The sequence below is a fragment of the Rhodococcus sp. NPDC047139 genome, assembly GCF_040643435.1.
Lineage (GTDB): Bacteria > Actinomycetota > Actinomycetes > Mycobacteriales > Mycobacteriaceae > Rhodococcus.
The window spans coordinates 323,423-336,961 of record NZ_JBEYUH010000001.1 but is presented as its reverse complement, the minus strand read 5'-3'; the positions used below and the strand labels follow the sequence as shown (position 1 = coordinate 336,961).

General features: G+C 67.1%; 10 protein-coding genes and 1 pseudogene. 4 read left to right on the top strand and 7 right to left on the bottom strand.

Features of this window, described 5'->3' with window-relative positions:
* Positions 1-29: 29 nt before the first annotated feature.
* The 3 genes from hemQ to hemE are packed head-to-tail and all read right to left on the bottom strand — an operon-like array spanning position 30 to position 3,183.
* Positions 30-725, bottom strand: a complete 696-nt coding sequence (hemQ, locus tag ABZ789_RS01595; protein ID WP_358417919.1) for a hydrogen peroxide-dependent heme synthase — start codon at positions 723-725, stop codon at positions 30-32.
* A 5-nt stretch (positions 726-730) separates the two neighbouring features.
* The gene (locus tag ABZ789_RS01590) at positions 731-2,089 is read right to left on the bottom strand and encodes a protoporphyrinogen oxidase (protein ID WP_358417916.1); all 1,359 of its coding nucleotides are present in this window, start codon (positions 2,087-2,089) and stop codon (positions 731-733) included.
* Entirely contained in the window at positions 2,086-3,183 is a 1,098-nt protein-coding gene (gene hemE / locus ABZ789_RS01585; protein ID WP_358417913.1) for a uroporphyrinogen decarboxylase, read from the bottom strand. Before hemE ends, ABZ789_RS01590 begins: the two co-directional genes overlap by 4 nt.
* A gap of 170 nt (positions 3,184-3,353) precedes the next feature.
* On the opposite strand from hemE, the gene ABZ789_RS01580 reads away from it, so the two are divergent.
* The 3 genes from ABZ789_RS01580 (at position 3,354) to ABZ789_RS01570 (ending at position 6,704) form a co-directional block, all read left to right on the top strand.
* Positions 3,354-3,929, top strand: a complete 576-nt coding sequence (locus ABZ789_RS01580; protein WP_358417910.1) for a DUF3000 domain-containing protein — start codon at positions 3,354-3,356, stop codon at positions 3,927-3,929.
* Positions 3,930-3,978: 49 nt separating this feature from the next.
* Positions 3,979-5,370: a wax ester/triacylglycerol synthase family O-acyltransferase gene (locus ABZ789_RS01575; RefSeq protein WP_358417907.1), complete on the top strand. Its 1,392-nt coding sequence runs from the start codon at positions 3,979-3,981 to the stop codon at positions 5,368-5,370.
* A 77-nt stretch (positions 5,371-5,447) separates the two neighbouring features.
* Positions 5,448-6,704: a ribonuclease D gene (locus ABZ789_RS01570; protein ID WP_358417905.1), complete on the top strand. Its 1,257-nt coding sequence runs from the start codon at positions 5,448-5,450 to the stop codon at positions 6,702-6,704.
* Between the two features lie 28 nt (positions 6,705-6,732).
* Here the strand turns inward: ABZ789_RS01570 and ABZ789_RS01565 are convergent, their stop codons facing one another.
* Positions 6,733-7,533, bottom strand: a complete 801-nt coding sequence (locus tag ABZ789_RS01565) for an oxygenase MpaB family protein (RefSeq protein WP_358417902.1) — start codon at positions 7,531-7,533, stop codon at positions 6,733-6,735.
* A gap of 256 nt (positions 7,534-7,789) precedes the next feature.
* Here ABZ789_RS01565 and ABZ789_RS01560 point away from each other — a divergent pair, with 256 nt between their 5' ends.
* Positions 7,790-9,217 carry a sugar porter family MFS transporter gene (locus ABZ789_RS01560; RefSeq protein WP_358418219.1) on the top strand — a complete coding sequence of 476 codons (1,428 nt, stop codon included), beginning with the start codon at positions 7,790-7,792 and terminating at the stop codon, positions 9,215-9,217.
* 125 nt (positions 9,218-9,342) lie between these two features.
* Here the strand turns inward: ABZ789_RS01560 and dxs are convergent.
* The 3 genes and pseudogenes from dxs to ABZ789_RS01545 all read right to left on the bottom strand — a co-directional run.
* Positions 9,343-11,226: pseudogene (gene dxs, locus ABZ789_RS01555) on the bottom strand (1-deoxy-D-xylulose-5-phosphate synthase); the annotation flags it as partial.
* 153 nt (positions 11,227-11,379) lie between these two features.
* A complete protein-coding gene (locus tag ABZ789_RS01550) occupies positions 11,380-12,981 on the bottom strand; it encodes an MDR family MFS transporter (protein ID WP_358417900.1) in 1,602 nt (533 codons plus the stop codon).
* On the bottom strand, positions 12,978-13,436 hold the full coding sequence (locus ABZ789_RS01545; protein ID WP_358417897.1) for a MarR family transcriptional regulator: 459 nt from the start codon (positions 13,434-13,436) through the stop codon (positions 12,978-12,980). Before ABZ789_RS01545 ends, ABZ789_RS01550 begins: the two co-directional genes overlap by 4 nt.
* Positions 13,437-13,539: the final 103 nt, after the last annotated feature.

Sequence of the window (13,539 nt, the reverse complement as noted above, 5' to 3'; positions counted from 1 at the left end):
CCGGCGGCCCCCCGCTCGCCGAGGTCACGTCAGGGCAGCGAGGCGACGAGCGCTTCGACGTCGACGCGTGGCCCGGTGAAGAAGGGGGTCTCCTCCCGGACGTGCAGGCGCGCATCGGTGGCACGCAGGTCGCGCATGAGGTCGACGATGCGGTCGAGTTCCGGCGCCTCGAAGGCGAGGATCCACTCGTAGTCGCCGAGAGCAAAGGCCGGAACAGTGTTGGCGCGCACGTCCGGATAGCCGCGCCCGGCCTTGCCGTGATCGGCGAGCATCTTGCGGCGCTGCTCGTCGGGCAGCAGATACCACTCGTAGGAGCGCACGAAGGGGTACACGCAGATGTAGTTGCCGGGATCCTCCCCCGCGATGAAGGCGGGGACGTGGCTCTTGTTGAACTCCGCAGGTCGGTGCAGGGCGACGTTCGACCACACCGGCGTGCTCGCGCGACCGAGGATCGTGGTGCGCCGGAAGTCCGCGTACAACCTCTGCAGGTCCTCGAGGTGCTCGGCGTGCGTCCAGATCATGAAGTCGGCGTCGGCGCGGGTACCGGCGACGTCGTAGAGACCTCGCACGACGACATCGGAGTCGTCGAAGCGGGCGAAGAACGCCTTCGCATCCTCGATCGCGGCGGTGCGGTCGTCGCCCAGCACTCCGGGCCGGACCTGGAAGACCGACCACATCGCGTAGCGGAGGGTGGAATTGAGCTTGTCGTAGTCGAGACGTGCCATACCGTTCATCCTGCCATTCGGTCTACAAGTCGTGCGGCGGCGGCCGTGCCTGTTGCGACACATGCCGGTACACCCACACCGTGCAGCATCGCGCCGGCGACCTCGAGTCCGTCGATGCCCGCGATCTCGGCTTCGAAGGCAGCCACGATCTCACCGTGGTGTTCGCGGTACTGCGGTAGTCCTCCGTGCCAGCGCTGCACGAAGGCGGCGACGGGCTGCGCGTCGAATCCGGTGACGGTGGCGAGGTCGGTACGGGCAAGCTCGACGAGCTGCGTCTCCGGCGCATCGACGAGCGCGTCGTCCCCGAACCGGCCGAACGATGCGCGGACGAGCGCGACCGGTCGTTCCGCGAGGTGCGGCCATTTCCGGCTCGACAGCGTGAACGCCTTCGCCGACAGGTCCTCCCCCGTCGCGACGAGGATCCCGGAGTTCTGCGGCAGGCCGGTGTCGTGCGGGAACGCGAGTGCGACCACCACGGACGAAGCGAGCGGGATCTGGGCGACCCACTGCGCTGCGGGCCGCACGCTGTCGGCGAGCAGGCGAGCGGCATCCGGCGCGGGGACGGCCAGCACCACCCCGTCGACCTCACCGATGGGGTCGACCGACCACTTCCCTCCTGTCCGGCGCAGGCCGGACGCCGCCGTGCCGTAGAGGAACTCTGCGTCCGCTGCCCGGACCAGTGCCTCGAGCAGTACGCCGTATCCCTCGCGCAGTGTCCCGAAGACCGGTGCGTCCGACGGCGCAGGCAGCGCCCGGGCGACGGCATCGCTCAGGCTCGTCGCACCGGCATCGAGTGCCGCGGCGAGTGTCGGGACGGCGGCCCGAACGCCCGCGGTGTCGGACAGTCCCGAGTACACACCGCCGAGGAGTGGATCGACGCTGCGCCGCACGACCTGCTCACCGAAGCGCGAGCGGACCAGATCGGCGACGGACATGTCCGTCCCCCGGTCCCAGCGCAGCGGGAGGGTGGGTTCGGCAGTGATGCGAGCGAGTGTGTCGTCGTCGACGAGTCCCTCGACGGCCTGCGCGGACGCCGGAATCCCCATCAGAGTGCCGGTCGGCAGCGGATGCAGTCGCGCGCCGGCGAACAGCAACGGACGGGCGCCCGAGGGGTACACGAGCTGGTCGGCCAGGCCGAGTTCCGCGACGAGTTCCTCGACCTCGGGACGGCGCGCGATGAACGCCTCGGCACCGACGTCCACAGGGTCCCCGGCGAACGGCACCGTGCGGAGCTTGCCGCCGAGCCGCGCGGATCGTTCGAGAACGACGATCCTCGCAGCGGCGCCGAACGAGCGCCGCAGGCGGTAGGCGGCGACCAGTCCGCTGATCCCGCCGCCGACGACCGCGACCGTCGGCGGAGTCACAGCGAATGCACCAGCTCGACTACTCGGGTGATGACGTCGGGGTCGGTGTCGGGCAGGACGCCGTGGCCGAGATTGAAGATGTGGCCGGTCGCGCCGGCCGCGAGCGCACGGTCGGCCTCCGCGACGATGCGGTGCACTTCGCGTTCGACGACGTCCCAGCCGGCGAACAGGATCGCAGGATCGAGATTGCCTTGCAGTGCCTTCCCCGCGCCCACTCGGGTCGCGGCGACGTCGAGCGGAATGCGCCAGTCGACGCCGACCACGTCGGCGCCGGCCTCACCCATCGCCCCGAGGAGTTCTCCGGTGCCGACGCCGAAGTGGATGCGCGGTAGACCCGCACCGGCGATCTCCGCGAACACGCGCTCGGAGTGGGGCAGGACGTACTCGCGGTAGTCGGCGAGCGAGAGGGCCCCCGCCCACGAATCGAAGAGCTGAACGGCGTCGACACCGGCGCCGATCTGAGCGCGCAGGAACGCGACGGCGACATCGGTGAGCTTGCCGAGCAGGGCGTGCCAGGTCTGCGGGTCCGAGTGCATGAGCGCCTTCGTGCGCTCGTGGTTACGGCTCGGCCCGCCTTCCACCAGATAGGACGCCAGCGTGAAGGGTGCGCCCGCGAAACCGATGAGCGGGGTGTCGCCGAGCTCGTGGGTCAGCAGGCTCACCGCGCGGGCGACCGCCCCGACCTCTTCCGGCTCGAGCGAAGGCAGCGCGGCGACGTCGGCGGCGGTGCGAACAGGGTTCGCGACGACCGGACCCGTACCGGCGACGATGTCGAGGTCTATTCCGGCGGCCTTGAGAGGCACGACGATGTCGGAGAACAGGATCGCGGCGTCGACCTTGTGCCGTCGTACCGGCTGCATCGTGATCTCGCAGACCAGCTCCGGATCGAAGCACGATTCGAGCATGCCGACGCCGGCGCGGATCTCCCGGTACTCGGGCAGGGACCGGCCTGCCTGGCGCATGAACCACACGGGACGGTGGACCGGTCGTTCACCGCGCGCGGCCGCCAACAGGGGGGCGTGCGGCAGAACCCTCCGCGAGGGGTACTCCGCGGGCACCGCAGAGCCGACGTTCGTGTTCTCCAAGCCGGTCATCGATCCTCGTTCTTCGGGCCGTGCGCGCCATCGCGCCGGGCGTCGTGATGTCGGGCCTCGGACCGAGACGTGCCGTCCGGGCCCTTTGCCCATGCTGCCACGGCCGCCCCGTCCACCGGAATCGGCGCGCCTCCCGCGTGCGGTGCGTCACCGGCACTAACGTCCGCTCGGTGACCACCTCGCCCGCCGAGCCGGCCCGCTTCCGTTCCGCAATCGAAGCGATGAACGCAGCAACCGTGCGCCCGGAGATCGAGGTAGGGCCGATCCGGCCCCCGCAACGGCTCGCCCCCTACAGCTATGCCTTGGGCGCCGAAGTCCTGCACGACGAGACCGATCGCGTGCCCGAGCAGTCCGAAGGCGATGCGTTCGGCCGCCTCATCCTGCTCTACGACCCTGACGGCGACGAAGCATGGCACGGGACGACCCGGCTCGTCTCGTATATCCAGGCCGACGTCGACGAGAGCCTGGCATCGGATTCACTGCTACCCGAGGTCGCGTGGAGTTGGCTCGTCGACGCCCTCGGCGCGCACGGAGAGCCCCTCACGGCGCTCGGGGGCACAGTGACGTCGACGACCTCCGTACGCTTCGGGGACATCGCGGGCCCGGCCCGTGCTCATCAGTTGGAACTGCGCGCGTCGTGGACGCCGCAGTCCGACCTGCTGACCCCCCACGTCGAGGCGTTCTGCGATGTTCTCGCCTATGCCGCCGGGTTGCCTCCTACGGGAGTCGCACGATTGCAGCGGTGAAAATGCCGCATTCCGACCATATTTCTAGAACCTGTTCTAACCTGGATCCATGCAGCGACTCAGCGGACTCGACGCAGGTTTCCTGTATCTGGAGACCCCCAGCCAGCTTCTCCACATCTGTGGCTTGATCGTGCTGGATCCGTCCACCGTCCCGGGCGGTTACGACTTCCCGAGTCTTCGCAAGGAATTCGAGGCGAGGCTCCCCGCCGTACCGCAGTTCCGTATGAAGCTGGCCGACAGCAAACTCAACCTCGACCATCCGGTCTGGGTCGACGACCACGACTTCGATCTCGACCGGCACGTCCACCACGTCGGCGTTCCGGCTCCGGGCACGCGGGTCGAACTCGCCGAACTGTGCGGCCATATCGCCGCCCAGCCCCTCGATCGCTCTCGGCCGTTGTGGGAGATGTGGTTCGTCGACGGTCTCGACGACGGAAAGATCGCAGTCATCATGAAGATGCACCATGCCGGGGTGGACGGGGTCTCCGGCGCGGCCCTCATCGCGCAGTTGTGCAGTCTCGATCCGGCCGATCCGCGCCCGGCACCTGCCGGAGAAGGTGCCGGAGACGCGACCGAGCTCGGCATCGCGATCTCCGGTGCGCTCAATGTCGCTCGGCGACCGCTCCACCTGCTGCGGATCCTACCTTCCGCGGTGACGTCGGTGACGTCCTGGATTGCCCGTGCCCGGCGCGGCGACGCGATGCCGGCTCCGTTCACGGCTCCTCGCACGTCGTTCAACACCACTATCACCGGCCATCGCAACGTCGGATTCGTCGCGTTGAGCCTCGACGACGTCAAGCTGGTGAAGCAGGTCTTCGACGTCTCCGTCAACGACGTGGTGATGGCCATGTGCGCGGGTGCGCTACGCAGGTATCTCGAGCGCAGGGGCGAACTGCCCGATTCGCCCCTGGTCGGGATGATTCCGGTCTCGGTCCACGGAATGTCGGAGCGACCCGGACGTAACCAGGTCTCTGCGATGTTCGCGGAGCTCCACACCCACATCGCGGATCCGGCCGAGCGGCTGCGTGCCCTCGCGGAAGCGAACGCGGTGTCCAAGGAACACAATGCCGACCTCGGCGCGAACCTGTTGCAGGACTGGTCACAGTTCCTCGGGGCAGCGGTGTTCGCGCCCGCGATGCGCGCCTACGCCGGCCTCGAGCTCGCCGACCGGCATCCCGTGATCCACAATCTCGTGATATCCAACGTCCCCGGCCCACCCGTGCCGCTGTATTTCATGGGGGCGCGCATGACGGCGATGTACCCCTTCGGACCGATCTTCCACGGCGCGGCACTCAACGTCACGGTGCTCTCCCTCGACGGGAAACTCGATATCGGGCTGATCTCGTGCCCCGATCTGGTACCCGATCTGTGGGAACTCGTCGACGACTTCGGCCCCGCCCTCGACGACCTGATCCTCGCAGCCGGCGCGCTGGAGCCCTAGGACCACCGAGCGGTCCGGTGCTTCGTGTCGTAGACAGGCGCATTGCGCCCGGACGGGACAGGGCTAGAGTCACGCCCATGCCGGCACGACATGACGACGAGGACGCGCACAAGGACGAGCATGTGACGACGGTGCCGCTCCTCGAACCCCGCGACGGTGTCCCCGAGGTCGTCACCACGGCGCGCGGAGTGGCCGAAGCAGCGGCGCTTCTCGAACAAGGGCACGGCCCACTGGCCGTCGACGCCGAGCGGGCATCGGGTTACCGCTACTCTGCGCGTGCCTATCTCGTCCAGCTGCGACGGGACGGCGCCGGCACGGTGCTGCTCGACCCGATTCCAACGCGAGACGATCTCGCTCCGCTGGCCGCCGTGCTCAACGAGCTCGAATGGGTTCTGCACTCCGCCGACCAGGATCTGCCCGGACTGGCCGAACTGGGCCTGCATCCGGCGCGGTTGTACGACACCGAACTCGCCGGACGCCTCGCGGGCTTCCCTCGCGTCGGCCTCGCCGCACTCGTCGCCGAAACACTCGGGTTGGAACTGCGCAAGGGGCACGGCGCGGCCGACTGGTCGACGCGGCCGCTGCCCGAGTCGTGGCTCAACTACGCCGCGCTCGACGTCGAACCGCTCGTCGACCTCCGAGAGGCGATGGCGCGTGAACTCGAGCGGCAGAACAAGACCGAATGGGCAGCCCAGGAGTTCGAGCACATCCGCCTCGCCGGACCCCCGGCGCCCAAGCCCGAGCGATGGCGACGTACGTCGAAGATCCACATGATCAAGGACCGGCGCCGCCTCGCGATCGTCCGCGAATTGTGGACCACGCGCGACGAGATCGCCGCACGACGCGACATCGCTCCGGGGCGGATCCTTCCGGATTCTGCGATCGTCGCTGCTGCGGAGGCAAATCCCACGACGCTCGAACAGTTGCAGGCACTGCCCGTCTTCGGTGGTCCCCGGCAGCGCCGTTCGGCACGCGCGTGGTTGAACGCGATCGAACGGGCCCGTGCATTGCCCGAGGACCGGCTCCCGCCCATCACACCGCCGTTGACCGGTCCTCCCCCTGCAGGGCGGTGGGCGCGGCATCATCCGGAGGAGGCGGCACGTCTCGCCGCCGCGCGTGGCGAGCTCACGGCTCTCGGCGAGGAAGTCTCCGTTCCGGTCGAGAATCTCGTCAGTCCCGAACTCGTGCGCCGTCTGTGCTGGGACTGGGACGTCTCGGCCGGCGCCGATGTCGAGGAGTACATCGACGGACGCTTCAGGGAGGGCGGAGCCCGGCCGTGGCAGCGCGCATTGACCGTGCCGCGACTGGCGAAAGCACTCACCGCAACGAGTTGACGTTCGCTGCACGGTGGCGAGCCGGCTCTTATGCTGCGGCGTCGGCCGGGGCTGCGGCGAACCGTCGGCGCGCGTCGCGCAGGACCAGCTTCATCGGCAGGTGCCGCAGCGCCGTGGGCAGTGACCGGTAGACGGGCGCCGCGACCTTCATGACGCGATCGAACCGTCGCTGCTGCACGTCGCTCCACGCGAACCCGTAGGCCTCGCGGATCCGCGGTTCGAGCATCCCGAGGGTGAAGAACCGGTTGATCGCCATCCCCGGCCGGACGAAGACGGGGAGATCGCCACCGGACAGCAGGGCACGAGCGTAGGCACGGACGGGCTCGTCGACGACCAGATCGTCGACGACGCTGTGCCAGTACGCCTCGAACGCGTCGAGGTCTGCGGGCCACATGTCCGCCGGTACCTGCAGTGAGGTGCCGTAGACCGCGAAGTCCCGATACAGCCGTTCGGCGTCGGCCCGGTCGAGTGCGCCGAAGAGGCGTTCGTAGATGTCGCGGCCGCCGTGGAACATCACCGCGGCGATCCACAATTGAAGTTTCGGGTCGAAGGCGTTGTATCCGTCCGAGCGCACCGGGGCGTGGGCGCGGTTGACGAAGCGCACCACCCGGCGCCGTTCCTCCTCGTCGCCGAACGCCACCAGGAAGATGTACGCACTCGTGTTCCGGAATCGCGTGACGGGATCGGTGAGCGCCTTGCTGTGTTCGAGCACGCCGTGCCCTACCGGAGGCAGCGCTATCTCCATGAGAAACCTCCGGGGCGAGGTGAGCAGGAACGCTGCTTCACCCACCACACCGCTTACTGTCGCATCCGGTCGTCGCCGAGTCATGAATGGAGAATGTATTGCCTGATCATCTGCTGTCAATAGCGGAGCGAGCATTCTCCTTCGATCCGGCCACCACCCGCAGGGCAGATGAGAATTTCTCTTAACTTGAGATCCTTCCCGGAGTGGCGGTACAAGGCCGGTCAGCGCCGACGGGAGCGGCTTCGTGACGACCGATTCGCGTCCGAAACGTCACGTCCGCCGAGTCGGCGCAGCGTAATGTCACTCGAAGGAACCCAGAGTGTCCGGCCTTTTCCTGCCCTTGCGGCCTGTCCGATCCAGGAGTCCTCCGGTGACCCAGCCATCGACCGCTCACGCCGCGAAAGTCATCGCAGTCACCGTCGCGGCTGCCGTAGGCGGTTTCCTCTTCGGTTTCGACAGTTCGGTCATCAACGGGGCCGTGGACTCCATCCAGGAGAACTTCGCGCTCAGTTCGTTCGTCACCGGATTCGCCGTGGCCATCGCTCTACTCGGATGCGCGGTCGGTGCGTGGTTCGCAGGCCGGCTCGCCGATCGCTGGGGACGCAAACGCGTGATGCTCCTCGGTTCGGCGCTCTTCGTCATCTCCTCGATCGGCTCGGGCCTGGCGTTCAGCGTTCCGGACCTGATGCTGTGGCGTGTGCTCGGCGGTCTCGGCATCGGTATCGCGTCGGTCATCGCTCCGACCTACATCTCCGAGATCGCCCCGGCGCGCTACCGCGGAGCATTGGCCTCGCTGCAGCAGCTCGCCATCACGCTCGGCATCTTCGCGGCCCTGCTGTCGGACGCGATTCTGCAGAATGCGGCCGGTGGAGCGTCGAACGAGTTGTGGTGGAATCTCGAAGCCTGGCGGTGGATGTTCCTCGTCGGTGTAGCGCCGGCCGTGGTCTACGGCGTACTGGCGATGACGATTCCGGAATCGCCGCGCTATCTCGTCGGCAAGGATCTCGACGAGGAGGCTGCGGCAGTACTGGCCAACGTCACCGGTGAGCTGCGCCCCGACGAACGAGTCCGGGAGATCAGGCTGACCCTGCGCCGGGAATCCCGGGCATCATTCGGCGACATCCGCGGTCCCGTATTCGGACTGCAACCGCTGGTGTGGGTCGGTATCACCATGGCGATCTTCCAGCAGTTCGTCGGCATCAATGCGATCTTCTACTACTCCACCACGCTGTGGAAGTCGGTGGGTTTCTCGGAGAATCAATCGTTCACGACCTCGGTGATCACTGCCGTCATCAACGTGGTCATGACGTTTGTCTCGATCCTGTTCGTCGACAAGATCGGTCGTCGGCCGCTGCTGATGACGGGTTCGCTCGGAATGTTCGTGAGCCTGCTGCTTGCGGCGATCGCGTTCTCTCAGGCGGTCGGCAGCGGTGAGGACGTCGAGCTCCCGGCGCCCTGGGGTGCGATCGCGCTCGTCGGAGCGAACCTCTTCGTGATCTTCTTCGCCGCCACCTGGGGTCCGATCATGTGGGTGATGCTCGGCGAGATGTTCCCCAACCGCATGCGTGCGGTGGCACTGGGCATCAGCACCGCAGCGAACTGGATCGCGAACTTTACGGTGACGCTGGCATTCCCGCCGCTCACCTCCGCGGTGGGCCTGTGGTTCCTCTACGGACTGTTCGCGCTGTTCGCCCTGTTGTCGTTCTTCTTCGTCAAGGCGAAGATCCGCGAGACGAAGGGCATGGAACTGGAGGACATGCACAGCTGACGCGCGTGAGGGTCCGTACCCGACGGGTACGGACCCTCAACCGGCGCTGTGGTCGCCTTCGCCGATCAGCCGGCTTCCCGGTCGGACTGCTCGACCGCCGACGGCCGCGGACGCTCCTCGGCTTCGCTGTCGAGGCCCGCGACCCAGCCGGTGACCTGACGGGCCACATCCTGTGCCGTCAGCCCGAGTTCGGCGTGGATCTCGTTGCGGGAGGCGTGGTCGAGGAACTTCTGCGGTACACCGAGATCGCGTGTGGGCACATCGACATCGTTGCGGCGCAGGGCGGCGGAGACCGCCGAGCCGACACCACCGTGCACGCCACTGTCCTCGATCGTGACGACGATCCGGAAGCCGCGCGCAAGGTCGACGACTGCGTCGGGCACCGGAAGTACCCACCGCGGGTCGACGACTGCGGCGTCGATCCCCTGTCGGCTGAGTCGATCGGCGACGTCGAGTGCAAGGCCCGCGAAAGCCCCGACCGCGACGACCAGTACGTCTCCGCGACGCGCCTTCGGCATCCGCAGTACGTCGACCGTTCCGTCGATCCGTTCGAGCGCGGGGATGTCTTCTCCCACTGAACCTTTGGGAAAGCGCAGCACAGTCGGGCCGTCATCGACGCCGAGCGCCTCACCGAGTTCCTCACGGAGCGTCGCTCCGTCGCGCGGCGCAGCGACCCGGATTCCGGGAACGATGCCCAGCAAGGACAGATCCCACATGCCGTTGTGGCTGGCGCCGTCCGAGCCGGTCACGCCCGCGCGGTCGAGGACCACGGTGACCGGTTGCCGGAGCAGCGCTACGTCCATGAGCAGCTGGTCGAACGCGCGGTTGAGGAAGGTGGAGTACACCGCCACCACGGGGTGCATTCCGCCGAGCGCCAGCCCGGACGCGGACGTCATGGCGTGCTGTTCGGCGATACCGACGTCGAAGGTGCGCTCGGGGAAGCGCTCCCCGAACTTGGAAAGCCCGGTCGGGCCGGGCATCGCGGCGGTGATCGCCACGACGTCGTTCCGCTGCTCCCCCAGCGTGATGAGTTCCTCGGAGAAGATCGAGGTCCAGTCCGGCGCCGACGCGGACTTGGCCCGGCCGGTGCGCGGATCCATGACACCCGTGGCGTGCATCTGGTCGGCGAGGTGATTCTCGGCCGGCGCGTATCCGGCGCCCTTGCGCGTGACGGCGTGGACCAGGACGGGACCGCCGTAGGCCTTGGCACGTCGCAGCGCGGATTCCATGGCCTGCTCGTCGTGCCCGTCGACCGGACCGAGATACTTGATCCCGAGATCGGTGAACAGCACTTGTGGGCTGACCGCGTCCTTCACGCCGGCTTTCATACCGTGCAGTACCGAGTAGGCGGCTGATCCGACCCAGGGGATCCGCTTGACCATCCGTCGGCTGTTGTCGAGCACCCGTTCGTAACCGGGCTTGAGACGCAGCGCGGCGAGATGTTCGGCGAGTCCGCCGATCGTCGGCGCATACGACCGGCCGTTGTCGTTGACGACGATCACCATCGACCGGTTCTGGCCGGCAGCGATGTTGTTGAGCGCCTCCCAGCACATACCGCCGGTGAGCGCGCCGTCGCCCACGACCGCGACGACGGTCCGATGGGATTGCCCGGTCAGCGAATAGGCCTTGGCGAGCCCGTCGGCGTAGGACAGAGCGGCCGACGCGTGCGAGGACTCGATCCAGTCGTGTTCGCTCTCCGCACGGCACGGGTAGCCGGACAACCCGCCCTTCTGGCGGAGGCTGTCGAATTCGTCCCGTCGACCCGTGAGGATCTTGTGGACATAGGCCTGATGACCGGTGTCGAAGAGGATCGGATCACGCGGTGAATCGAAGACCCGGTGCAGAGCGATGGTCAGCTCGACGACGCCCAGATTCGGTCCGAGGTGACCGCCGGTCGCGGCGACCTTCTCGACCAGGAACTCCCGGATCTCCCCTGCGAGCTCGGTGAGCTCGACTGGGGAGAGCCGACGTAGATCGTCGGGCGACTGGATGCGGGACAGAACACCCAACTGGAACAGCTCCCTCCGGCTCGTGCCTCACGCTTGTCGCGTGAGCGATTTCCTCAGTCTACGGAGCGCGGGAGCAGAGCGTGTCTCCCCACCGCCTCGGTTCCGTGTGACCTCCTGGTTGTCGGCCGACGGAACGTCGGTACGTGATCGAGGTCACCCCTGCGAGGAGAGCTCGACGCGGTCGGCTGCCGGGTCCTCCTCGACGAGGTCGAGTGTGGTGCGCAGAGCCCGGTTGGGAATCAGCATCACCGCTATCAGGGTAACCACAGCGAACGCGGCTGCGACGAGGAAGAGGGTTGCCGTCCCATCGCCGTAGGCGGCACGGACGACTTCCGCGACCGGCGCCGGCATAGCGGAGAAATCGAGACTTCCGCCGGATCCACCTCCCGAGGTGTCCACACCGAGCTTCGCCAAGCCGTCTGCCGAGAGCGTCGCGACACGATCCGCGAGGATGGATCCGAGCACCGACACACCGATCGCCCCGCCGAAGGTGCGGAAGAAGGCGACGGAACTGCTCGCGGCGCCGATATTCCGCACGCTGACCGTGTTCTGTACGGCGAGGACGAGGTTCTGCATGAGCATGCCCGTGCCCAGGCCCACGATCGCGATGTAGACGCCGATGAGGGTCAGCGACGTGAGGTGATCGACGGTCCCGAGCAGACCGAATCCGACCATCTGCAGGACGGCACCGCCGATGAGGAAGCCCTTCCACTTACCGAAGCGGGTGATGAGCTGACCCGAGAGCATCGACGAGACGAGCGTGCCGGCGACCATCGGAATGGTGAGCAGGCCGGCGACCGTCGGGCTGTAGGCACGCGCTGTCTGGAAGTACTGACCGAGGAAGGTGGTCGCGCCGAACAGGCCGATACCGACCGCGACGGACGCGATGATCGCAAGCGCAGTGGTGCGCTCGGTGACGATCTTCGGCGGGATGATCGGATCGGCGACCTTCGTCTCGACGAACACAGTCGCGATGAGCAGAACCAGGCCGGCGCCCACGAACAGTGCGGATTCGACGGAGACCCACTCGTAGTAGCCGGCCTTACCGGCGAAGGACACCCAGATGAGCAGGACGCTCACGGCTGCCGTGATGAGTGTGGCGCCGAGCCAGTCGATGCTCACGTTCTCCCTGCGGACGGTCGTAATGTGCAAGGTCCGCTGCAGCAGCATCAGCGCCACGACGGCGATCGGCACGGAGACGAAGAAGCACCAGCGCCAGCCGAGAGTGTCGACGATGACACCGCCGAGCACGGGTCCACCGGACATCGCCACGGCCATGACGGCACCCATGTAGCCGGAATACCGGCCACGTGTCCGGGGCGGGATGATGCTGCCGATGATGGCCACGACCAGGGCTGTCAGACATCCCATACCGATGCCCTGGACGACTCGTGCTGCGAGCAGTATCGGCACGTTCTGCGCCATGCCTGCGAGGACGGAGCCGCCCACGAAGATCAGGATTCCGAGCTGGACGAGAAGCTTCTTGTTGAACAGATCGGCGAACTTGCCCCAGATCGGTGTCGAGGCCGCGTTCGCGAGCAGTGCGGTGGTGATGACCCACGCGTACTGGGTTTGGGTGCCGTCGAGGTCGGCGATGATCGTGGGAAGAGCCGTGGACACGATGGTGCTGCTCAGCATCGCCGTGAAAAGGGCCGCGAGCAGACCCGAGAGCACGACGAGGATCTCGCGGTGCGTCATCTGTTCCTCTTCCCCGGGAGCGACCGTGTGCGCTCCGGGTCCGGAAACCGTCGTCATGAATTGCTCCTTCGAGGATCGACAACGAGCGGAGCAAGGGAAGCAGTGAGCCGTTCGAGCGTGGTTATGGCGCTCGCGATCTCCGTCTCGTCCCAGTCCGCGAGTTCGGCGGAAAGTCGTTCGGTTCGGCGTTTGCGCACGAGATCGAGGATTTCGAGTCCCGATTCCGAGCAGCTCACGCGATGAGCGCGCCGGTCGTCGGGGTCGGGATGCCGATCCACGAGGCCACGCTCGACAAGTTCTGCGATCTGTCTGCTCAACGACGACTGGCTGACGCACAATTCCACGGCGAGCTCGCTGGGGCGGCACTCCCCCATCCGCGCGAGCATGAGCAATATCGCGACGAGAGCGGAAGGGAGCACGTCGGTGTCGTGGTGCACGAGAGCACCCCGCAGCGTCCGGCCGAGCAGAAAGATTGCGTCGGCGAGTTCGTGAGCCTGAGCCTTGTCGGACACAGCGAACCTCCGGCTTGCAAATTAATTGATTACCGCATGCAAATATACAGATGCTTGCAGACTGCAAGCAATCTTTTGCTCCACTTCACTGCAAGCACCGCAT